General features: G+C 69.5%; 18 protein-coding genes. 10 read left to right on the top strand and 8 right to left on the bottom strand.

All coding sequences use genetic code 11. From position 1 onward, the window contains the following. Positions 1-63 precede the first annotated feature (63 nt). From AC1DSZ_RS07625 to murA, 4 genes are all read right to left on the bottom strand, one after another. Positions 64-813, bottom strand: coding sequence for a GntR family transcriptional regulator (locus tag AC1DSZ_RS07625; RefSeq protein ID WP_476837767.1), 750 nt, complete (start codon positions 811-813; stop codon positions 64-66). Further along, positions 810-1,730 carry an N-acetylmuramic acid 6-phosphate etherase gene (locus tag AC1DSZ_RS07620; protein WP_476837766.1) on the bottom strand — a complete coding sequence of 307 codons (921 nt, stop codon included), beginning with the start codon at positions 1,728-1,730 and terminating at the stop codon, positions 810-812. Before AC1DSZ_RS07620 ends, AC1DSZ_RS07625 begins: the two co-directional genes overlap by 4 nt. Positions 1,731-2,090: 360 nt before the next feature. Beyond that, complete coding sequence (locus tag AC1DSZ_RS07615; protein ID WP_476837765.1) at positions 2,091-2,957, bottom strand: glucosamine kinase nucleotide-binding domain-containing protein; 867 nt, start codon at positions 2,955-2,957, stop codon at positions 2,091-2,093. Positions 2,958-2,961: 4 nt separating this feature from the next. Further along, positions 2,962-4,221 (bottom strand): UDP-N-acetylglucosamine 1-carboxyvinyltransferase, encoded by a 1,260-nt coding sequence (gene murA, locus AC1DSZ_RS07610; protein WP_476837764.1) that lies wholly within the window; start codon positions 4,219-4,221, stop codon positions 2,962-2,964. A 378-nt stretch (positions 4,222-4,599) separates the two neighbouring features. Between murA and AC1DSZ_RS07605 the strand changes: the two genes are divergently transcribed. From AC1DSZ_RS07605 to AC1DSZ_RS07580, 6 genes are all read left to right on the top strand, one after another. After that, positions 4,600-5,772, top strand: coding sequence for an ABC transporter substrate-binding protein (locus tag AC1DSZ_RS07605; RefSeq protein WP_476837818.1), 1,173 nt, complete (start codon positions 4,600-4,602; stop codon positions 5,770-5,772). A gap of 164 nt (positions 5,773-5,936) precedes the next feature. Beyond that, positions 5,937-6,797 (top strand): branched-chain amino acid ABC transporter permease, encoded by an 861-nt coding sequence (locus AC1DSZ_RS07600; RefSeq protein WP_476837763.1) that lies wholly within the window; start codon positions 5,937-5,939, stop codon positions 6,795-6,797. A 23-nt stretch (positions 6,798-6,820) separates the two neighbouring features. Continuing rightward, a complete protein-coding gene (locus tag AC1DSZ_RS07595; RefSeq protein WP_476837817.1) occupies positions 6,821-7,819 on the top strand; it encodes a branched-chain amino acid ABC transporter permease in 999 nt (332 codons plus the stop codon). Then, complete coding sequence (locus AC1DSZ_RS07590; RefSeq protein WP_476837762.1) at positions 7,816-8,568, top strand: ABC transporter ATP-binding protein; 753 nt, start codon at positions 7,816-7,818, stop codon at positions 8,566-8,568. Before AC1DSZ_RS07595 ends, AC1DSZ_RS07590 begins: the two co-directional genes overlap by 4 nt. After that, positions 8,561-9,289 carry an ABC transporter ATP-binding protein gene (locus tag AC1DSZ_RS07585; RefSeq protein ID WP_476837761.1) on the top strand — a complete coding sequence of 243 codons (729 nt, stop codon included), beginning with the start codon at positions 8,561-8,563 and terminating at the stop codon, positions 9,287-9,289. The genes AC1DSZ_RS07590 and AC1DSZ_RS07585 overlap by 8 nt, the downstream gene beginning before the upstream one ends. Before the next feature lie 53 nt (positions 9,290-9,342). After that, positions 9,343-10,461, top strand: coding sequence for a 5-methyltetrahydropteroyltriglutamate--homocysteine S-methyltransferase (locus AC1DSZ_RS07580; RefSeq protein ID WP_476837760.1), 1,119 nt, complete (start codon positions 9,343-9,345; stop codon positions 10,459-10,461). Between the two features lie 295 nt (positions 10,462-10,756). Here AC1DSZ_RS07580 and AC1DSZ_RS07575 read toward each other — a convergent pair whose 3' ends face one another. The 3 genes from AC1DSZ_RS07575 to AC1DSZ_RS07565 form a co-directional block, all read right to left on the bottom strand. After that, on the bottom strand, positions 10,757-11,245 hold the full coding sequence (locus AC1DSZ_RS07575) for a chemotaxis protein CheW (protein WP_476837759.1): 489 nt from the start codon (positions 11,243-11,245) through the stop codon (positions 10,757-10,759). 324 nt (positions 11,246-11,569) lie between these two features. After that, complete coding sequence (locus tag AC1DSZ_RS07570; RefSeq protein WP_476837758.1) at positions 11,570-13,090, bottom strand: helicase HerA domain-containing protein; 1,521 nt, start codon at positions 13,088-13,090, stop codon at positions 11,570-11,572. A 120-nt stretch (positions 13,091-13,210) separates the two neighbouring features. Continuing rightward, on the bottom strand, positions 13,211-13,888 hold the full coding sequence (locus tag AC1DSZ_RS07565) for a L,D-transpeptidase (RefSeq protein WP_476837757.1): 678 nt from the start codon (positions 13,886-13,888) through the stop codon (positions 13,211-13,213). Between the two features lie 182 nt (positions 13,889-14,070). Between AC1DSZ_RS07565 and AC1DSZ_RS07560 the strand changes: the two genes are divergently transcribed. Beyond that, positions 14,071-15,618 carry a S10 family peptidase gene (locus AC1DSZ_RS07560; RefSeq protein WP_476837756.1) on the top strand — a complete coding sequence of 516 codons (1,548 nt, stop codon included), beginning with the start codon at positions 14,071-14,073 and terminating at the stop codon, positions 15,616-15,618. 389 nt (positions 15,619-16,007) lie between these two features. On the opposite strand, the gene AC1DSZ_RS07555 is transcribed toward AC1DSZ_RS07560, so the two are convergent. Then, a complete protein-coding gene (locus AC1DSZ_RS07555) occupies positions 16,008-16,988 on the bottom strand; it encodes a Bug family tripartite tricarboxylate transporter substrate binding protein (RefSeq protein ID WP_476837755.1) in 981 nt (326 codons plus the stop codon). Positions 16,989-17,129: 141 nt separating this feature from the next. Here AC1DSZ_RS07555 and AC1DSZ_RS07550 point away from each other — a divergent pair, with 141 nt between their 5' ends. From AC1DSZ_RS07550 to AC1DSZ_RS07540, 3 genes are all read left to right on the top strand, one after another. Then, complete coding sequence (locus AC1DSZ_RS07550; RefSeq protein ID WP_476837754.1) at positions 17,130-18,332, top strand: pyridoxal phosphate-dependent aminotransferase; 1,203 nt, start codon at positions 17,130-17,132, stop codon at positions 18,330-18,332. A 1,278-nt stretch (positions 18,333-19,610) separates the two neighbouring features. Further along, complete coding sequence (locus tag AC1DSZ_RS07545; RefSeq protein WP_476837753.1) at positions 19,611-21,716, top strand: M3 family metallopeptidase; 2,106 nt, start codon at positions 19,611-19,613, stop codon at positions 21,714-21,716. 225 nt (positions 21,717-21,941) lie between these two features. Continuing rightward, a complete protein-coding gene (locus tag AC1DSZ_RS07540) occupies positions 21,942-22,289 on the top strand; it encodes an endonuclease domain-containing protein (protein WP_476837752.1) in 348 nt (115 codons plus the stop codon). The last annotated feature ends 152 nt before the right edge of the window (positions 22,290-22,441 follow it).

The following is a 22,441-nucleotide window of genomic DNA, read 5'->3' as shown; positions in this document are numbered from 1 at the left end:
GGCGTTAGGCTGGATTGCTTCGCCTTCGGCTCGCAATGACGGCGAGGGGGCCTGAACGTGAGGCTAGCTCCCATAAGCCGCCTCCCGCACTTCCGTGACGAAGTCATACCGGTCGCCCCGATAGGCCGATCGCGTCAGCTCCACGGGGGCGCCGTCGGCGAGAAAGCTGCGGCGCTCGATGCGCAGGATGGCGGCGCCGACCGGGATGTCGAGCAGCTGCGCCTCCTGCGGGGTCGCGAGCGAGGATTGCAGCCGCTGCACGCCCCGCACCGGGCGATTGCCCCGGCGATGCAACGCCTCGTACAGGCTGTCGCCGATCTCGCCCACAGGCGGCAACAGCGCGGCCGGCACGATCGCGCGCTCGATCGCGAGCGGCTCGCCGTCTGCGGTTCGCACGCGCGACAGCCGCACCACGGCGGCGCCCGGCGCGCAGTTCAGCGCGGCGGCTTCCTCGGCGCTCGGCGCGTCCACGCGCTGTTCCAGCCAGACGCTGCCCGGCCGCGCGCCGCGGCTCTGCATATCGGCCGAGAAGCCGGCCAGCACCGAGGCCGGCTGCTCGATGCGCTCGGCCACATAGGTGCCCGAGCCCGGCCGGCGCGACAGCAGCCCCTCGCGCAACAGCGCGTCGATCGCCTTGCGGACGGTGACGCGGGAGATCGACGTCATGGCGCTGAGCTCGCGCTCGGATGGCAGCGCCTCGCCGACGCGCACCGCGCCGCCGCGGATCATGCCGCGCAGGCTTTCGGCGAGTTGCAGGTAGAGCGGCGTCGGGCTCGCCCCGTCGAGCGCGATGCGACCCTGCTCCAGCGTCATGGCGCCACAGCGTCGCCCGCGGCCGCGCCGCCGGCCGCGTCCAGGGTCGCGAGCGCCCGCCGCAGGCTGCCGCCCGAACGGTCGATCAGCGCGCCCGCGAGGTCGGGATCGAGGCCCTGCGCCACCAGCGTGGCGCGCTTCACGTCCCAGTCGACCTGCCGCAGCGCGTCGCCGGCCACGGCCTCGTCGCAGCCCGCGAGCGCCGCCACCATGGCCTCGGCGCGGCGATGCAGCTTGGTGTTGCTGGCCCGCATATGCACCATGAGGCCGCGATACACGCGCCCGAGCCGGATCATCACCGCGGTGGAGAACAGGTTCAGCGCCGCCTTCTGGGCCGTGCCGGCCTTCATGCGGGTGGAGCCCGCCACCACCTCCGCCCCGGTCTCGATCAGGATCGGGTGACGCGCGACGGCCAGAAGCGGCGCATCGGCGTTGTTGGCCATGCCGAGCGTCACGGCCCCGCGCTCGGTCGCCCGGCGCACGAACGCCACCGTGTAGGGCGTCGTGCCGCTGGCCGCGAGGCCGATCACCACGTCGTTCGGGCCGATGCCGGCCGCGTCCACCTTCGCGATCGCGTCGGCGGCGTCATCTTCCGCGCCCTCGGCGCTCTTCACCAGCGCGCCCGGCCCGCCCGCCATCGCGAACACGAGCTGGTCCAGCGGCCAGTCGAAGGTCGGCGGCAACTCCGCCCCGTCCTGCACGGCGACGCGGCCGGACGTTCCCGCGCCCGCATAAACCAGCCTGCCCCCGCGCCGCAGCGCCTCGGCGGCTTCGTCCGCGGCTTTGGCGATGGCGCCCAGCGCCGGGCGCACGGCCGCCACGGCGGACAGCTGACCCTCGAACATGGCCTCCACGGCGTCATGCGTGGGCCAGTCGTCCAGGTCCACATAGCGCGCGCTGACGTCCTCGGTGGCCATGGGGCTTGCGGTCCTGCGTAATACCAATGTGGGACCAGTTTAGGCCGATGCCGGGCCGGGGCAAGCCCGTCGGGACAGCCTCCCGTCATTGCAAGCGCAGCGAAGCAATCCAGAAGCTGGGCCGAGCTCAACATCGCTCGACCGAGCGCGTGGCCCTTGGATCGCTTCGCCTTCGGTTCGCATTGATGGCAGGGCGGTCACGGGGGAGGGTGACTGCGCGCCGCTCACCTCTCTCCGCCGTCATCCCCGGCGACCTGCGAAGCAGGTCGGGAAGGGGATTGTACCCAGTCGCCTGGATCCCCTTCCCGGCGCTTCGCGCCGCCGGGGATGACGGCTAAACGGAGCTTTGGCTGAAGCCTCTCACCCCTGCTTCGCCATCCAGATCGCGCCCGCCACCGCGTCGGCGTCCACGGGCTTGAGCTTGCGGCGCACGTCGGGGGCCAGCCAGGGCTCGATGGCGCTGGAAAGGCCGCCGATCAGCGCGATGCGGGGCGCGCCGCGTTCGAACAGCGCGCGGCAGAGGCCGTCCACCTGCTCGGCCGCGCCCTGCACGATGCGCCGGCCGGCCGGGTCGCCATTGTCGGCGTGGCGCATCACCAGCGGCGCGAAGGTCGCGTAGTCGGTGGCCGAGGCCTTGTCCATCCACGCAACCGCGGCGGCGGGGTCGTCGGCGAAACGCGCCAGCACGTCGCCCAGCAGGGCGGTGCGGTCCACGCGGCCGTCGAACGCCCGCAGCGCCAGCCGGATCGCCTGCAGGCCGAGATCGGCGCCGCTGCCCTCGTCCGAGATCGGGAACCCGTAGCCGCCGACGCGCTCCTCCCGTCCGCCGACGCGCGCCAGCCCGAAGCTGCCGGTGCCGACGATCACGATGCCGCCATCCTGGCCGCCATGCGCGCCGATGCAGGCGATCAGGCCGTCGCTCGCGAAACGGACGGACGCAAAGGGCAGGGGCGTCGCCGCCAACGCCTCGCGCGCGCCCTTGCGGCCGATGCCCGCCAGGCCGATCCCGGCCCGCACGCGCGGCCAGTCCGCTGCCGAGAGGCCCGCCTCGTCGAGCGCCGCGGTCGCGGCCGTCATGATGGCCGCCACGGAGGCTTCGACGCCGAGCCGCGTCGTGGCCGGCCCCGCGAGGCCGGCGCCCAGGATGGCGCCGTCCGGCGTCTCGATGCGGGCGCGGCAGCCGGTGCCGCCGCCGTCGACGCCCAGATAGAGGAGGTCGTCCGCCATGGCGTCAGTCCTGCAGCCGACGGATATGCGCGCCGCAGCGCACGAGCTTCTTGTCCAGCGCCTCGTAGCCACGGTCGAGATGGTAGATGCGGTTCACCACCGTCTCGCCCTCGGCCGCGAGCGCCGCCAGCACCAGGCATACGGAGGCGCGCAAATCCGTCGCCATCACGGGCGCGCCTTTCAGGCCCGGCACGCCGCGCACCAGCGCGGTCGCGCCCTGCAGCGTGATGTTGGCGCCGAGCCGCGACAGCTCGGGCACATGCATGAAGCGGTTCTCGAACACGGTCTCGCGGATCACCGAAGCCCCGTCCGCGATGCTCATCAGGGCCATGAATTGCGCCTGCAGGTCGGTCGGAAAGCCCGGATAGGGCTCGGACGCGATGTCGATGCCTTTCAGCCGGCCGGAGCGCGACACCATCAGCCCACGGTCCGTGGGCCAGATCTGCACGCCGGCCGCCTCCAGCGCCTCCGCGACCGCCGAAAGATGCTCCAGCCGCGCGCCCGTGAGCTCCAGGTGACCGCCCGTGATCGCGGCCGCGATCGCGTAGGTGCCGGCCTCCACGCGGTCCGGGATGATCTCGTGCCGCGCCTTGCGGAACACCGTGTCGCCCTGGATCAGAATGCGGTGCGTGCCCGCGCCCTCGATGCGCGCCCCCATGGCGACCAGGCAGGCCGCGAGGTCGGCCACCTCCGGTTCGCGAGCGGCGTTCATGATTTCGGTTTCGCCCCGCGCCAGCACGGCCGCCATCATGGCGGTCTCGGTGGCGCCCACCGAGGGCGAGCCGAACACGATGCGCGCGCCCTTCAGCCCGTCCGGCGCGCGGGCGTCGATGGCGCCCCGATCCAGCGTGATCTCCGCGCCCAGCGCCGTGAGCGCCTTGATGTGGAGGTCCACCGGCCGGGCCCCGATGGCGCAGCCGCCCGGCTGCGACACTCGCGCGTGGCCAAAGCGCGCCAGCAGCGGCCCCAGCACCAGGATGGTGGCGCGCATGCGCCGCACCGTGTCGTAGGGCGCCTCGCGGTTGACCACGCCGGCGGGGTTCACCGTGACGCTGGCGCCGGAGCGCTGCGGAATCACGGCGCCGTAGTGCTCCAGCAGCTGCAGCATGGCGCGGATGTCGGCGACGTCCGGCAGGTTCGTGAGCGTCAGCGGCTCGGGGCTCAGCATCGCGGCGGCGAGCTGCGGCAGGGCGGCGTTCTTGGCCCCGCAGATCTGCACCGTTCCCTCGAGCCGATGCCCGCCCTCGATCAGCAGCCTTTCCATCTCGGCCTCCCGGGCGGCTGCGCCCGTGCGTGCGGCCGCCCTTGGCGCGCCGAACTGGTTCTAAAGTGGTCTACTCACAATAAGAGCGGCCGCGCGTCGCCGCCAGCGCCTTGTTCGACCATGCGAGCCTGGAAAACCGGCGATTGCTGAACCTCGTTCAATAAAAGGATGGAATTTCCCATTTGCGTTCCGGGCCGCCGTGACGGCTCATACGGGTCTGCGGCGCTGCGTCGTTTCGCTGGGCGATCGACACGCGCCCGCGCTGCGCCAATCTTGACGGGTTTCCGTTCACACCTCTACTATGTTCGCAATACGAATAGTTGTTCGCATAACGAACAATTCTCAGCCGGGGAGGAGTAACGCATGTCCATGAAGCCCGTGTTCGCCCGACGGACGGTGCTGGCCGCCGCAGCCGCGCTCGCCGCCTCCGCCTTCCCGGCCCTGGCGCAGGAAACCGTGAAGATCGGCGTGATCCTGCCCATGACGGGGCCGAGCGCCTCCACGGGCAAGCAGGCCGAGGCCGCCGCCAAGCTCTGGATCCAGCAGAACGGCGCCACTGTGGCGGGCAAGAAGGTCGAGCTGATCGTCAAGGACGACACCGGCGCGCCGGACGTCACGAAGCGCCTCGCGCAGGAGCTCGTGGTCAACGACAAGGTCAACGTGCTGCTGGGCTTCGGCCTCACGCCGCTTGCCCTTGCGGTCGCCCCCATCGCCACGCAGGCCAAGATTCCGCAGATCGTCACGGCCGCCGCCACCGCGATCATCACCGAACAGTCGCCCTTTATCGTCCGCACCAGCTTCACGCTGCCACAGGCCACGGTGCCGATGGCGCAGTGGTCCGCCAAGAACGGCATCAAAAAGGTCGTCACGCTGGTGTCCGACTACGGCCCTGGCATCGACGCCGAGAAGGCCTTCAAGGACGAATTCACCAAAGGCGGCGGCGAGGTCGTGGCCGAGCTGCGCGTGCCGCTGCGCAACCCGGATTTCGCGCCCTTTCTCCAGCGCGTGAAGGACGCCTCGCCGGACGCCGTGTTCGTGTTCGTGCCGTCGGGCTTCGGCTCGGCCTTCATGAAGCAATTCGCCGAGCGCGGCCTCACCCAGGCGGTCATCAAGCTGATCGCCACCGGCGACGTGACGGATGACGACGTGCTGAACGAGCTCGGCGACTCGGCGCTGGGCGTCGTCAACACGCACCACTACTCCGCCTCGCACGACTCGCCCGAGAACAAGGCCTTTGTGGAAGCCTTCAAGAAGGCCAACAACTTCCGCCCGAACTTCATGGCGGTGGGCGCCTATGACGGCATGCAGCTCGTCTACAAGGCGTTGGAGAAGACCAAGGGCAACGCCGACGGCCAGGCCCTGCTGGACGCCATGAAGGGCATGAGCTGGACCAGCGTCCGCGGCCCCGTGCAGATCGATCCCGAGACCCGCGACATCATTCAGAACATTTATGTCCGCAAGGTCGAGAAGGTGAATGGCGAGCTCTTCAACCAGGAATTCGCCACCATCGAAAAGGTCAAGGACCCCGTGAAGGCCGCCAAGAAGCAGTAAGCGCTCTCCCTTCTCCCCGGAAACGGGGAGAAGGTGGCCGAGCGCAGCGAGGTCGGATGAGGGGATCGCCCTTTCGTTCTCCCCTCATCCGGCGCTGCGCGCCACCTTCTCCCCGTGCCGGGGAGAAGGGTTCACGACCGCCATCGTAAGAGCCCGCATCCCGCATGGTCACCATCCTCTTTGACGGCATCGCGTACGGGATGCTCCTGTTCATTCTCGCGTGCGGCCTGTCGGTGACCCTCGGGCTGATGAACTTCGTGAACCTCGCCCACGGCGCCTTCGCGCTCGCGGGCGGCTACATCACCGCCACGCTGATGAACCGGGCGGGCTTCAGCTTCTTTCTGTGCCTGCCGATCGCGTTCCTGTTCTCGGCCCTGATCGGCGTGGCGCTGGAGCGCACCCTCTACCGTCATCTGTATGATCGCAGCCACCTCGACCAGGTGCTGTTCACCATCGGCATCGTGTTCATGACCGTCTCGGCCGTGGATTACACGATGGGTTCCGGCCAGCAGATGATCAACATCCCGGCGATCCTGCGCGGCCGCATCGACATGCTGGGCGGCAGCATCGGCGTCTACCGGCTCTTCATCATCGTGATCTGCGGCCTGCTGACCCTGCTGCTCCAGCTCGCGCTGGTGCGCACCCGCTTCGGCAGCCGCCTGCGCGCCGCCGTGGATGATCCGCGTGTGGCGCGCGGGCTCGGCGTCAACGTCAACCTCGTCTTCGCGGTCACCTTCGCGATCGGCTCCGGCCTCGCCGGGCTGGGCGGCGCGCTGGGTGCCGAGGTGCTCGGCATGGACCCCACCTTCCCGGTGAAGTTCATGATCTACTTCCTGATCGTCGTGACGGTGGGCGGCGCCTCCAGCATCACGGGCGCATTCTTCGCCTCGCTGTTGCTCGGCATCGCGGACGTGGCCGGCAAATACTACGTGCCCAAGGCCGGCGCCTTCATCATCTACGCCATCATGGTGCTGGTGCTGATCTGGCGGCCGCAGGGCCTCTTCGTAAAGGGCGCGACCCGATGACGGACGTCGCCGCCCCCGCCGCCATGGCCTCGGCCCCTCCCTCCACGGACGCCCGCCGCATGCTGGCCGCCGCGGCGCGCTGGCGCTGGTGGGAGTTCGCGGTCTGGATCGCGGCGCTGGCCGCCATCTGGGTGTTTCCGCGCAACCTGCTGCTGCTGAACGAAATCGCCATCCTGGCGCTGTTCGCGCTGTCGCTGGACCTCATCCTGGGCTTCGCCGGCATCGTGTCGCTGGGCCACGCCGCCTTTTTCGGCGTCGGCGCCTATGCGGCCGGCCTGCTCGGCAAGTTCGGCTATGGCGATCCCTTTCTCGGCCTCGCGGCCGCCGCCGCCGTCGCCGCCGTGCTCGGTTTTGCGACGTCCTTCCTGCTGCTGCGCGGCTCGGACCTGACGCGGCTCATGGTGACGCTCGGCATCGCATTGATGCTGCTCGAACTGGCCAACCGCGAAGCCTGGCTTACGGGCGGCGCGGACGGCTTGCAGGGCGTCACCATCGGCCCGGTGCTCGGCCTGTTCGACTTCGACCTCTATGGGCGCACCGCCTATCTCTACAGCCTCGGCGTGCTGTTCGTTCTGTTTCTGCTGGCGCGGCGCATCATCCACTCGCCCTTCGGCTTGTCGCTGCGCGCCGTGAAGCAGAACCCGCTCCGCGCCCGCGCCATCGGCATCTCGGTCGCCGTGCGCCTCGTCGCCATCTACACGCTCTCGGCCGCATTCGCGGGCGTCGCCGGCGCGCTCAGCGCCCAAACCACGCAATATGTCTCGCTCGACGTGTTCGACTTCATCCGCTCGGCCGACGTCATGCTCGTGCTGGTGCTGGGCGGCGTCGGCTACCTCTATGGCGGCATCTTCGGCGCGCTGATCTTCAAGCTGATGCAGGACTACCTGTCCGCCATCACGCCGCAATATTGGCAGTTCTGGATCGGCCTCGTGCTCGTGGTCCTCGTGCTGGCCGGGCGCGAGCGCATCGGCGCCCAGCTCGCCCGCCTCGCCGCGCCGCTGCTGCGCTGGAGGCGCGCGTGACGGTCGCGCTCGAAACCCGCAACCTGGTGAAGCGCTTCGGCGGCCTCATCGCCACCGATGACGTCTCGATCGCGTTCGAAAAAGGCGTGCGCTACGCCCTGATCGGCCCCAACGGGGCCGGCAAGACCACGCTGATCAACCTGCTCACGGGCGTGCTGCGGCCCACCAGCGGCGCGGTGCTGCTGGAGGGCGCGGACATCACCGGCATGGCCCCGCATCGGCGCGTCCAGAATGGCCTCGCCCGCACCTTCCAGATCAACCAGCTCTTCCCCGAGATGACGCCGCTGCAGACCGTCGGCCTCGCGGTGTCCGAGCGGCAGGGCCATGGCCGCGAGTGGTGGCGCCTCGCCGGCGGCAAGCGTGAGGTCATCGACGAGGCCGCCGCCATCCTGGAGCGCTTCGGCCTCACCGACGTGATGGGCGCGGAAACCAGGGTGCTGCCCTACGGCAAGCAGCGGCTGCTCGAAATCGCGGTCGCGATCGCATGCCGCCCACGCGTGCTGCTGCTGGACGAGCCCGCCGCCGGCGTGCCCGAGGAAGAGCGCCACGAGATCCTCGACATCGTCGGCGGCCTGCCGGACGACGTCACCATCCTGCTGATCGAGCACGACATGGATCTCGTGTTCTCCTTCGCGCAGCGCATCGCCGTGCTGGTGAATGGCGGCCTCTTCATGGAAGGCGCCGCCAAGGACGTGGCCGCCGACCCGCGCGTCCGCGAGGTCTATCTGGGCGAGGGCGGGCATGGCTGAGCTGCTCGGGCTGGATCATGTCGCGGCCGGCTACGGCCTCGCGACGGTGCTCAACGACATCAGCCTCTCGCTGGCGGATGGCCGCTCGCTGGCGCTGCTCGGCCGCAACGGCGCGGGCAAAACCACGCTGGTAAACACGATCGTGGGTGTCACCACCCTGAAGGGCGGGACGATCCGCCTCGGCGGCCGCGACATCACCCGGCTGCGGCCCGAGCAGCGCGCCCATGCGGGCATCGGCTGGGTGCCGCAGGAGCGCAACATCTTCAAGTCGCTCACCGTTGAAGAGAACATGACCGCCGTTGCCCGCCCCGGGCCCTGGACGGTGGCGCGCGTGTACGACATGTTCCCGCGGCTCAAGGAGCGCCGCCGCAACATGGGCAACCAGCTCTCGGGCGGCGAGCAGCAGATGCTGGCGGTCGGCCGCGCGCTGGTGCTGAACCCGCGCCTGATCCTGCTCGACGAACCGACCGAGGGCCTCGCGCCCATCATCGTCGACGAATTGCTCGGCGCCCTGAAGCGCATCATCCGCGACGAAGGCGTGTCCGCCATCATCGTCGAGCAGAACGCCCAGAAGATCCTTGGCGTCACCGACGACGCCGTGATCCTCGACCGTGGCCTCGTGGTCTATGCCGGCGCCAGCGCGGCGCTCGCGGCCGATCGCGACGCGCTCGAAACGCATCTTGGCGTCGCAGGCCGCGCCGGCGGGCGCGGCGCCGCTTGACGCCCGGGCCGCCGGCCCTGACAACCACGAAAAGCACCCGAGGGAGACGTCCGATGACGAGCCGCACCGCCCCACCGTTCCGCGCCGACATGGTCGGCAGCCTTCTGCGGCCCGCCGCCCTCAAGGATGCGCGCGCCAAGCACGCCGCCGGCGAAATCTCGGCCGAGGAGCTCACCGCCGTGGAGGATCGCGAGATCGCCGCCGTGGTGGCCAAGCAGGAGGCGATCGGCCTCAAGGCCGTGACGGACGGCGAGTTCCGCCGCTCCTGGTGGCACTACGACTTCCTCTGGAACCTCGACGGCGTCACCAAGGTGGCGGTGGAGCAGGGCATTCAGTTCGCCGGCGTGCAGACCAAGAACGAGGCCCCGCGCGTCACCGGCCAGATCGGCTTCTCGGGCCACCCCTTCCTGCGGCATTTCCGCTTCCTGAAGGAGACCGCCGAAAAGAGCGGCAAGGGCTCGACGCCCAAGCTCACCATCCCGTCGCCCAGCATGCTGCACTACCGCTCCGGCCGGAAGCTCATCAACATGGGCCTCTATCCGGACATGAACGATTTCTACGCCGATCTTGGCCAGGCCTATCACGGCGCCGTGCAGGCTTTCGCCAATGAGGGCTGCCGCTACCTGCAGCTCGACGACGTCAGCTTCGCGTATCTGTGCGATCCCGAGCAGCGCAAGATGCTGGCCGACCGTGGTGACGACCCGGTGCAGCAGCCGCACATCTATGCGGGCATGATCAACACCGCCATCGCGGGCCGGCCCAGCGACATGGTGATCTCCATGCATCTGTGCCGGGGCAACTTCCGCTCCACTTTCGTGGCCAGCGGCGGCTACGAGCCCATCGCCGAGCTTTTGTTCAACGAGGTCAACGTCGACGCCTACTTCATGGAGTGGGACACCGACCGCGCCGGCGGCTTCGAGCCGCTGCGCTTCCTGCCCAAGGGCAAGACCGTGGTGCTCGGCCTCGTCACTTCCAAGACTGGCGTGCTGGAGCAGAAGGACGACATCAAGCGCCGCATCGAGGAAGCCTTCCGCCACGCCCCGCTGGACCAGCTCTGCCTTTCCCCCCAATGCGGCTTCGCCTCAACGGAGGAGGGCAACACGCTCGCCGAGGACGAACAGTGGGCCAAGCTGCAGATGATCGTCGACATCAGCCGCGAGGTCTGGGGCTGAGGAGTGAACTCCGTCATCCCCGGCGGCGCGCAGCGCCGGGAAGGGGATCCAGAGGTGAGCGCCTTTGCCCTGGATCCCCATCCCGACCTGCTGCGCAGGTCGCCGGGATGACGGTGGAGTGCTACAACGGCGGTCGTACCCTCCCGTCATTGCGAGCGAAGCGAAACAATTCAGTCTAGCGCCAGGGCTTTAGGCTGGATTGCTTCGCCTCCGGCTCGCAATGACGGCGAGGCTGAGCCCAACGAAAAAGGGGACCCGCCGGGTCCCCTTTCCACATGCGCCTGAGCGGCGAAACTCAGTTCAAAACGTTTGCGCTTTCGCGGACCACGGAGGCGAGGTCCAGCAGGGCCACGACTTCGTCGCCCTTCACCACCAGCGCCTGCAGGATATCGTCGCCTTCGCCGGCGATCTCCGGGGCCGGGCGCAGGGACGAAATCTGGATGTCGACGATGTCCGACACGGCGTCCACCAGCAGGCCGGCGAGGCGCTCGCCGAGGTCCACAACGATCACCACGCTGGAGCGCGAGATCACGCTGGCGCCGAGGCCAAGGCGGCGGCGAAGGTCATACACGGCGATGATGGCGCCGCGCAGGTTGATGACGCCCAGCACGTGCGAGGCGGCGTTGGGCAGCGGCGTCGTCGGCTGCCAGCCCTTGATTTCGCGAACCGACGCGACATCGACCCCGAAGCTGCGGCTGTCGACCTTGAAGGTCACGATCCGCTGCATGGCCTCGGAGGACGCGTTGGCGCCGTAATCGGCGAGAGTGTCGTAGGCGAGGCTCACGAGGCGGCTCCTCAGGCAAACGGAAATCTGCTGCGCGTCATCCCGGGCGCGCGGCCCTGATTCTGCGGTCAGGCTCTAGCGTTACCGGTTATTCGTGAACGCTCTTTAAATCCGCGCCGACTTAACGGCCTTCGTGCCGGATTCATTTTGGGAGGCTCGCCCAAAACCAGACCGCGCCGGGAACATGGACCTCTCTCCAGCGTTCGATGGCGTGGTTAACGGAGTATGCGACGATGTATTCGGGTTGGCTTTTGCTGGTGGGGCTGTTGGCCGGGCTCGGGTGGCTCGGAAAGCTCGCTTTCCTGTCCTGAGCGCCCGACGCTCTCAGCCGCTCGCGAACAGGTCCGGCGCAGCCGCGATTTCGCGCGGGGCGACTGCAGGCTTGGGCGCCGCGTCGGCGGCCGCCGTTTCGCAGCCGAGGTCGGGCAGCGCCACGATCCGATTGCCGCGCAGGTCCGTCCGGCACACCACGATGCCGCGGCTTTCCATATAGGCGATGATGCGCCGGGCCCGGGCCGGCGAGCGGCTGCCGAACGCGCGGGCGATGTCGTCGTCGGAAGGGCAGGGCTCCTTCTCCAGCGCCGCCCGGGCGATCAGCAGGAACACCGCCTGGATGTCCTCCTCGAGCTCGGCCGCGAACGCCACCGCCTTGTCCCAGCTTTCGTCCGCCTGTCCGGGTTGCGCGCCGGCGCGCGCCACCGCGAGGCGGCGACGGAATGTCGGCAGCCCCATGGGCTCGCCTGTCACCCGCCGGATGCGGCAGCGAACCAGGAAGTCCTGGTAAAGCACCGCGATCGACGCGAAGGCGGCGTCCGGATCCGCCATGATCTCGCGCAGAATGTCGTCCATCAGCGCGGCGCGTTCCTCGGGCGCCATGGCGGGCGCGGCCTCGGCGGCCGGCTCGGCCGGGCGGTGGCGGGCGAGCTGCGCCATGATGTCGGCCGTGGTCGGCGGCGGGGCGACGCGCGGCCGGTGGACGCGCACGGGCTCCGGGTCCGGCGCCTCGAAGATCAACTCGTGCATGCCCTCGGCCGGGGCGTCCGGCAGCGGCAGCAGCTTGGGGCTGGCGCTGCGCGCCTGCGTCTCGACGTCGCCGATCAGCATCGGCAGCGGCCGGCGCGACAGGGCGGGGCCGAGCGCGATGAACCGCCCGCGCTCGAGATCGCGGAACATCTCGGCCTGTCGCCGCTCCATGCCGAGCAGGTCGGCGGCGCGCGCCATGTCGATGTCCAGGAAGGTGCGGCCCATCAGGAAATTGGAGGCTTCCGCCGCCACGTTCTTGGCCAGCTTGGCCAGCCGCTGGGTGGCGATCACGCCCGCCAGCCCGCGCTTGCGGCCACGGCACATCAGGTTGGTCATGGCCCCGAGCGAGAGCTTGCGCGCCTCGTCCGAGACCTCGCCGGCGGCGGCTGGCGCGAAGAGCTGCGCCTCGTCCACCACCACGAGCATCGGGTACCAGTAGTCGCGGTCGGCGTCGAAGAGGCCGCCCAGGAACGCCGCCGCGCAGCGCATCTGGCCTTCCACGTCCAGACCTTCGAGGTTCAGCACCACCGAGGCCCGGTGTTGACGCACCCGCGCGGCGATGCGCTGCAGGTCGTTCTCGCTCTGGGCGGCGTCGACCACGAGATGGCCGAACCGGTCCGCCATGGTGACGAAGTCGCCCTCCGGGTCGATGATCGCCTGCTGCACCCAGCTGGCGCTCTGCTCCAGCAGCCGGCGCAGCAGATGCGACTTGCCGGACCCCGAATTGCCCTGCACGAGCAGGCGGGTCGCGAGCAATTCCTCGAGGTCGAGAAGGGCGGCCGTCCCCTCGGACGTCTGGCCCATGTCGATCCCGGCTTTCATCAACGCCTCATACGCCACGCGCCCGACTCTGGGCGGACGTCTCACCTAGCACGCATCGGCGTCGAGGTGAGCGGCGCCGGCGCCACGCTCCACAGGCAGCGCGGCGCCGCTCTGGCTTGCTCAGCTGAACTCGTCGAACGCGCCGCTGCTGCCGCGCACCACCACGCGGGTGCCGGTGGGCACGCGGCGATGAAGGTCGATCACGTCCTGGTTGATCAGCCGGATGCAGCCGGACGAGACCCGGGTGCCGATGGTCTGCGGCTCGGTGGTGCCGTGGATGCGGTACAGCGTGTCGCGGTCGCCCTGGTAGAGGTAGAGCGCGCGGGCGCCCAGCGGGTTCTCGGGGCCGCCCGGCATGCCGTTGGCGTATTCCTCCAGCTCCGGCTGGCGCAGGATCATGCTGGAGGGCGGCGTCCAGGTCGGCCATTCGGCCTTGCGCTTGATCGTCGCATTGCCGCTCCAGCCGAAGCCCTCGCGGCCGACGCCGACGCCGTAGCGCATGGCCCGGCCGCCTTCCTGGACGAGGTAGAGGAACTTCTGGTCCGGATCGACCACGATGGTGCCCGGCCGCTCCGCTCCGTCAAACGCCACGGGGCGGCGCAGGTAGGTTGGGTCGATCTCGTCGATGTTCACGGCCGGAACCGGGAAACGCTCGTCCGGCAGCTCGCCATACATCGCGTAATAGGCCGGATCGAGACCGGGCCGGCGCGTCATGTTCGACACCATCGGCATCGGGCGGGTGGAAACGCAACCGCCGAGCACGAACGGCAGGCCAAGGGCGACGAAACGCCGACTCATCATGGGGGTGAAATCTCCGGAAACCACGTGTCCGACCAATTCGCCGCTGACGGCAACGGTTCCGTTTGACGCACGTTTGTGAGCGAGTTGAGGCCGAACATGGTTTCCATGTCACGGTCGCCCCCATTTTGCCGCAGCCAAGCGGCTACGATCCAGTCCCTTTGAGCCGCCCGGGAGCCTTCATGCGTTTTCTTTCGCCTCTGCGCCACGCCGGCCCGGCGCTCTGCATCGCGGTCGCGCTCGGCAGCCTCGCGCTCACCGAGCCCGCGCCGGCCCAGCAGGGGCGCCCGCAACGGGCCGAGCAGGGCGAGCAACCGGCCGAAAAGGCCGACAAGGCGCGGGACGACGCCCGCAAGTTCCCGGCCGATTCGGTGACCGAGCACACGCTGGACCTGCCGGGCCGCAGCCTGAAATTCACCGCCACGCTGGGCTCCATTCCGCTCTTCGACGGCGAGGGCGGGCCGCTGCTGGCCGAGATCGGCTTCGTGGCCTTCCAGCGCGTCGGCGGCGACCCGGCCAAGCGGCCGCTGACCTTCGCGTTCAATGGCGGCCCCGGCGCGGCCTCCGCCTATCTCAACATCGGCGCGGTCGGCCCCTGGCGGCTGCCGATGGAAAAGCCCGCCCCGTCTGACAGCCCCGTTACGGAGCCGAACCCCGAGACCTGGCTCGACTTCACCGACCTCGTCTTCATCGACCCGGTCGGCACCGGCTACAGCTGGTCCACCGCCCGGGGCGACGACCTTCGGCGACGCTTCTGGTCCGTTGACGCCGACATCTCGTCGCTCGGCGTCGTGGTGCGCAAATGGGTGGAGAAAAACGGCCGGCAGGCCTCCCCCAAGGTGCTGCTCGGCGAAAGCTATGGCGGCTACCGCGCCCCGCGCCTCGCCCGCGAGTTGCAGGGCAGCCAGGGCGTCGGCGTGCGCGGGGTCGTGATGCTGTCGCCCGTGCTGGATTTCGCCTGGCGCTTCCAGCCGCGCCATTCGCCGCTGCGCTGGGTCACCGAATTGCCCTCCATGGCGGCCGCCCGGCAGGACGGGCCGCTCGACCCCAAGGCCATGGAAGAGGCCGAGCGCTACGCCGCCGGCGAGTTCATGGCGGACCTGCTCAAGGGCCCCAACGACGACGCCGCGGTGGGACGCATGACCGAGCGGGTCTCGGCCTTGACGGGGTTGCCTAAGGACCTCGTTCGCCGGCTGGCCGGGCGCGTGGACGTTTCGACCTTCGCGCGGGAGCGGCAACGCGGGCGCCTCTCCAGCGCGTACGACGCCACCGTGACGGGCATCGACCCGCAGCCCTTTGCGGCGGCGGCCGGCCATGGCGACGACCCGGTGCTCGACGCCGTCGAGGCGCCGCTCTCGGCCGCGATGACGGACCTCTACCGCCGCCTCGGCTGGCGTATCGATCGGCCCTACCGGCTGCTGAACCGCGAAGTGAACGCCCAATGGCAGTGGGGCGGCCGGCGCAGCGCCCCGGAGGCGCTGGGCGACCTGCGCGACGCGCTGGCGCTGGACCCGAACCTGAAGGCGCTCGTGGTGCACGGCGCGACCGATCTGGTGACGCCTTATTTCGAGAACAAGCTCCTCCTGGCGCAACTGCCGCCGCTGGGCGGGCGTGATCGGCTGAAGCTGCAGGTCTACCCCGGCGGACACATGTTCTACGCCCGCGACGACGCCCGCCGGGCGTTCCGTGCCGACGCCGAGGCCCTGTACCCGCCGGTGCGGGCGGATTGAGGCGCGGCGCCCGGCGGATGTGCAGCTTCTGCTCAACACGCGCTCACCGCATGCCTGATATGAGAGCATATGCGTTGATGGAGGGGCTCCCGGCCCGCATATAGGGGGTGGTTCCGGTCGTGGTCTCCACCTTCCCCCTCCCGGTGTTGAGCCCACGTTGGACCGTTCCCCTCTGGACGGTTTTCGGGTTTCGATCCGGAACGACTCCAAAATGGCCGGGCGTCTCGCGACGTCCGGCCCTTTTTTTGTGCTCTCCACCGTCATCCCCGGCGCGCCGAAGGCGCGGGAAGGGGATCCAGGGGCCACTTGATCGATTCTGCGCCCAGTCGCCTGGATCCCCTTCCCCTTCGCGGCTTCGCCGCTGCGGCCGGGGATGACGGTGGCGCTCATCAATCCACCTTCGCGCCCGAGATGCGGATCACCTCGGCCCACTTCGTGATCTCGCCCGGGATCATGGCGCCGAGCTGCTGCGGCGTCTTCATCGCCACCGTCAGGCCCTGCCGCGCCATGGCGTCCTGGGCGGCCGGCTTGGCGAGGCCCGCCGCCACGGCCTTGTAGAGCGTCTCCACCACGGCGTCCGGCGTCTTGGCCGGCGCGAACAGCGCGAACCAGGCGTCCGCCTCCACGCCCGAGACGCCCTGCTCGCCCAGCGTGGCCACAGTGGGCAGCTTGGCGGCGCGCGTCGCGCTCGCAACCGCGAGCGCCTTCAGCTCGCCGCCCTCGATCTGCGAGATCACGCTCGGCAGCGTCGCGAAGGCGACGTCGATGCGCCCGGCCAGGAGCTCGGTGGTCATCGGCGCCGCGCCCTTGAACGGCACATGCAGGAGGTCGATCCCCGCCCGAGTCTTGAACAGCTCGGCGGCCAGATGCGAGGCCGATCCGTTCCCGGTGGACCCATAGGTGAGCGCGCCGGGCTTGTCCTTGGCGAGCTTCACCAGCTCGGCCGCGGTCTGGGCGGGGAGGTCCTTGTGGGCCACCAGAACGTGCTGGATGTCGGCGACGCCCGCCACGGGGGCGAAGTCCTTCGCAGCGTCGTAGGGCGTGGTCTTTAGCAGGCTCTGGTTGGTGGCGTGCGTCTGGTTGGTGCCCAGCACCAGCGTGTAGCCGTCCGGCTCTGCCCGCGCCACGGCCTGCGAGCCGACGATGCCGCTCGCCCCGGCGCGGTTTTCCACGATGATCGACTGCTTCAGCTCCGCCCCGGCCTCCTGGGCGATCAGCCTCGCCACCACGTCCACGGGGCCGCCGGCCGGGTAGGGGACTACCAGCGTGATCGTGCGGCTCGGAAAGCCTTGCGCGGATGCGCCGCCCAGCGGCGCCGCGCAGGCGCACAGGATGGCGGCCGCCACAGCGGCGCGACGTGAAAAGCCCATATCATTCCTCCCATTGACCTTTTGGATCACGGCTTTTGGCTTGCCGTGATTGCGTGCCCGCACTAGGGTCCGCCCGCCTGAGCGCCCCCCACTTCCGCGGGCCGCGCCAGCGCTGACCGACACCGTTTTCGGAGCCCCATCATGGCCTTTCTCGCCGACGCTCTTTCCCGCGTAAAGCCCTCCGCCACCATCGCGGTGACGCAGAAGGCCCGGGACCTGAAAGCGCAGGGCCGCGAGATCATCAGCCTCTCGGTGGGCGAGCCCGACTTCGACACGCCCGAGAACATCAAGCTGGCCGCCATCGACGCCATCCGGCGCGGCGAGACCAAGTACACGCCCGTGTCCGGCATCCAGCCGCTGCGCGAGGCCATCGTCAAGAAGTTCAAGCGCGAGAACGACCTCGACTACAAGGTCGGCCAGACCATCGTGTGCACCGGCGGCAAGCAGGTGCTCTACAACGCTTTCGTGTGCACGCTGAACGCCGGCGACGAGGTCATCATTCCGGCGCCCTATTGGGTGAGCTACCCCGACATGGTGCTGCTGGTCGGCGGCAAGCCGGTGTTCGTGGACTGCCCGCTCGAGAACGACTTCAAGCTCAAGGCCGAGGACCTGGAGCGCGCCATCACGCCGCGCACCAAGTGGGTGATCCTGAACTCGCCCTCCAACCCGTCCGGCGCCGCCTATACGCGCGACGAGCTGAAGGCGATCACCGACGTGCTGGTGCGCCACGAGCATGTCTGGGTGCTCACCGACGACATGTACGAGCACCTCGTGTTCGGCGACTTCCAGTTCACCACCCCGGCCCAGATCGAGCCCAACCTCATCCACCGCACGCTGACGATGAACGGCGTCTCCAAAGCCTACGCGATGACGGGCTGGCGCATCGGCTACGCGGCCGGGCCCGAGCAGCTCATGAAGGCCATGGACATGGTGCAGGGCCAGCAGACCTCCGGCGCCTGCTCGATCGCCCAGTGGGCGGCCGTGGAAGCGCTGAACGGCCCGCAGGACTACATCGCGACGGCCCGCAAGGCCTTCGAGGAGCGCCGCGATCTCGTGGTGTCGATGCTGAACCAGGCCAAGTACCTCAAGTGCCCGACGCCCGAGGGCGCCTTTTACGTCTACCCCTCCTGCGCCGAGGCGATCGGCAAGACCACGCCGTCCGGCAAGCTGATCCAGACGGACGAGGACTTTGTCTCCGGCCTCCTGGAGCAGGAAGGCGTCGCCGCCGTGCACGGCTCGGCCTTCGGCCTCGGCCCCAACTTCCGCATCAGCTACGCCACCTCGAACGCCCTGCTCGAGGACGCCTGCAACAAGATCCAGCGCTTCTGCGCCAACCTGCGCTGAGGCTCACCTCTCTCCGTCATCCCCGGCGACCCGCGCAGCGGGTCGGGAAGGGGATCCAGGGGCCACCGCCCGGCTCTGGACCCAGTCCCCTGGATCCCCTTCCCGGCGCTGCGCGCCGCCGGGGATGACGGCGGAAAGGTTGAGCCTCTCCGCCCCTCTCTCCCCCGCTCGGCGGCCCCTTCTCCCCCCGGGAGAAGGTGTCAGCGAAGCTGACGGATGAGGGTCTGGCCGAACGAGATCCTGGCTCGGACTGAGGCCATCTGGTTTCCCTCTAGTCCCTCATCCGGCCCTTCGGGCCACCTTCTCCCGGGGGGAGAAGGAGCGCGCGTTAAACGGCATGAGTCCGCGTTCTCCGCCGACGCGGAGGTGAGGCAATCAGTGTGGAGGGGCGCCGCGAGGCGCCGGCCCATCATTGGTTTTACGCGTAGGGTTCGGACGGGCCGACGCCTCGCGACCGGCGATTTTAAACCTTCCCGACCCGCGCTCCTTCCTCGGGGCCGCTCCTTGTGGGCAGCGACCGCAAGGTTGTTAAGGTGGCCGCGTCCACGGCCCCACCGTAGTGTGGGGCGGGCGGGCTGACTGCCGGGTGACGAGTTTGTGCGGGCTGTGACCCCCGCGCCCACCCTCCGGCCGCTCCGGAAAGGCCTCCCGGGAGGGTGGGTCCGGTATCCCCACCCGCGCAGGCGCCGCGCCCCGACCCCGCTCTGGACCGCTCCGGAAGCGCCCCCTCCCTAGGTCGAGAGTAGGCGGAAGGTGCGGGAAACAGGACAAATTGTCAAGGATTATTTTCATAATTAGGTGCGCCTCGCCGTCATTGCGAGCGCAGCGAAGCAATCCAGGCGGTTGGGATTCCGCCCTGCGCTGGTCGTCGCGCCCGGCATCAGCTGGATTGCTTCGCTGGCGCTCGCAATGACGGAGAGATGCAGGAAATCCCCGGCGCCCTCACCCCTGCCCCTCTCCCGCAGGCGGGAGAGGGACGCGCACCACGATTGAGCCCCTCGCCGTCATTGCGAGCGCAGCGAAGCAATCCAGTTGGTTGGGGTTGGCCTCGGCGCCGGGCGTTGCGCCCGGCATTTAGACTGGATTGCTTCGCCTCCGGCTCGCAATGACGACGAGGCGTCCTTTGGACGGGACAAGCCCGGCGCCATCACCGCTGCTCATCTCCCGCGAGCGTGACGCGCACCCCGGCGGCCGGCGACGTCGCAAGCGCCGGGCCGCCCTTGCCACCCCGGTCCCGCGGCGCATATCTCTCCCCAGCACAACGGCGAGGAGATCCCCATGAGCGGCGCGACGAGCGGCATCACTACAGCCACGGCCAATCCCCTCCTCGAAACCTGGACCGCGCCCTTCGGCCTGCCGCCTTTCGATCGCATCAAGCCCGAGCATTACCGGCCGGCCTTCGAGGCCGCGCTGGAGCGCAACCGGGCCGAGATCGACGCCATCGCGAAGGATCCGGCCGAGCCGACATTCGAGAACACGATCGACGCGCTGGAGCGCTCGGGCGACCTGCTGGACCGGGTCGGCGGCGTGTTCTGGAACCTGGCCGGCGCGCACACGAACCCCGAGCTGCAGGGCATCGAGCGCGAAATGTCGCCGAAGCTCGCCAAGCATTTCAGCGACATCGCCATGAACGCCGCCCTGTTCGGCCGCGTCGATGCGCTGTTCGGCCGCCTCGACGATCTCGACCTCGACGACGAGCAGCGCCGCGTGCTGGAACTCACCCACAAGCGCTTCGTGCGCGCCGGCGCCAGGCTGCAGGGCCCGGCCCGCGAGCGCCTCGCCGCCATCGTGGAGCGGCTGGCCGCGCTGGGCACCCAGTTCAGCCAGAACGTGCTGGCCGACGAGGCCGGCTACAAGCTCGTGCTCGAAACCGACGCCGACAAGGCCGGCCTGCCGGACTGGCTGCTGGACGCCGCGCGCCGCGCCGGCGACGAGGGCGGCCATCCCGGCCAGGCCGTGATCACGCTGTCGCGCTCCAGCATCGAGCCGTTTCTGCAGTTTTCCACCAACCGGGCGCTGCGCGAAAAGGCATTCGATGCCTGGACGCATCGCGGCCAGATGGGCGGCGAGACCGACAACCGCGCCATCGTGGCCGAGACGCTGCGGCTGCGCGCCGAGCGCGCCAGGTTGCTGGGATACCCCACCTTCGCGGCCTTCAAGCTCGACAACACCATGGCGAAGACGCCCCGGAACGTGCAGGACCTGCTGGACCGCGTCTGGGCGCCCGCCAAGCTCCGCGCCGCCGAGGAGCGCGACGACCTCGCGGCCGCGGCCCGCGCCGAGGGCGCGAACATCGAGATCGGCCCGCATGACTGGCGCTTCTACGCCGCCAAGGTGCGCAAGGCCCGGCACGACCTCGACGAGGCGCAGCTGAAGCCGTATTTCCAGCTCGACCGCATGATCGAGGCCGCCTTCGACACGGCCACGCGCCTCTTCGGCGTGCGCTTCACGGAGCGGCCGGACCTGCCCGTCTACCACCCGGACGTGCGCGCCTGGGAGGTGACGGACGCGGACGGCGAGCACGTGGCGGTTTTCCTGGGCGACTATTTCGCCCGGCCCTCCAAGCGCTCGGGCGCCTGGATGAGCAGCTATCGGGGCCAGCGCAAGCTCGGCGGCGAGGTGCGGCCCATCATCGTCAACGTGATGAACTTCTCCAAGGGCGGGGAGGGGCAGCCGAGCCTGCTCAGCTTCGACGACGCCCGCACGCTGTTCCACGAATTCGGCCACGGCCTGCATGGCATGCTGTCGGACGTGGTGTACCCCTCCATCGCCGGCACCAGCGTGTCGCGCGATTTCGTGGAGTTCCCGTCGCAGCTCTACGAGCACTGGCTGATGCAGCCCGACGTGCTGCGCCGCTTCGCCGTGCATGCCGAAACCGGCGAGCCCATGCCGGAGGCGCTGCTCGCGCGCGTGCTGGCGGCGCGCAACTTCAACCAGGGCTTCGCGACCGTCGAATACACGTCCTCGGCCCTGGTCGACCTGGCCTTCCACTCGCTCGAAAACGCCGACGCGGTCGACCCCATCGCGTTCGAGGCCGGCGTGCTGGAGCGCCTCGGCATGCCGGCCGCCATGGTGATGCGCCACCGCACGCCGCACTTCGCCCACGTGTTCTCGGGCGACGGCTACTCGGCCGGCTACTACTCCTACCTCTGGTCGGAGGTGCTGGACGCCGACGGCTTCGCGGCCTTCGAGGAAGCCGGCGACATCTTCTCGCCCGGAGTGGCCGAGCGGCTGAAGACCTTCGTGTACTCCGCCGGCGGCAAGCAGGACCCGGCCGAAGCCTACCGCGCATTCCGCGGCCGCGACCCGGACGTGCAGGCGCTGCTGAGGAAGCGCGGGTTTCTGGGTGATGCGAACGCTCAGGCGCCGGCGGGGGATGCGTAGGGCTTTATGCCCGGCGCCCTCACCCCTGCCCCTCTCCCAAGGGGAGAGGGGGGCCGCGAGGGGGTGGGTAGGGGGAGCTTCCCGGACCAGGAGCCGCAATCAACGTGCGCGATCCCTCTCCCGCCTGCGGGAGAGGGGCAGGGGTGAGGGCGCCGGGGCCGGGCCGCAACCCGCTTCCACCGGACGTGCGTAGACACAACCCGATTCAGGCGGCGACGTTGTCGCATGTCCACCGAGAAAATCGCCTTCGCGCGGCATCTGCGGAAGTCGCCGACCCAGCCTGAGCTCATCCTCTGGCAGGCGTTGCGCAACCGGCAGCTTGACGGCGCCAAGTTTCGGCGGCAGGTCCCGATGGGCCTCTATGTCGTCGACTTTCTCTGCTCTTCGGCGCGGCTCGTCGTCGAGCTCGATGGCCGCCAGCATGGCTGGTTCGAGGCCTATGACGATGAGCGGACGCGCTTTTTGCAGGCGCAGGGGCTTGAGGTGGTGCGCTTTGAGAACACAGCCGTGCTGCACGACATCGACGCTGTGCTGGCCGTGATCAGGGCGAGGTTGGTGGAGAGAAGCGGTTAGGGTTCTACGCCCGGCGCCCTCACCCCTGCCCCTCTCCCAGGGGGAGAGGGGGGCCGCGAGGTAGTGGTGAGATGGAGCATCCTGAACAGCTAGCCGCCATCGCCGTGCGCGATCCCTCTCCCGCCAACGAGAGGGGCAGGGGTAAGGGCGCC

The organism is Alsobacter sp. P4_H11 (assembly GCF_056400925.1).
Note: the sequence above shows the minus strand (reverse complement) of the source record. Positions and strands in the feature narration are given on the sequence as shown.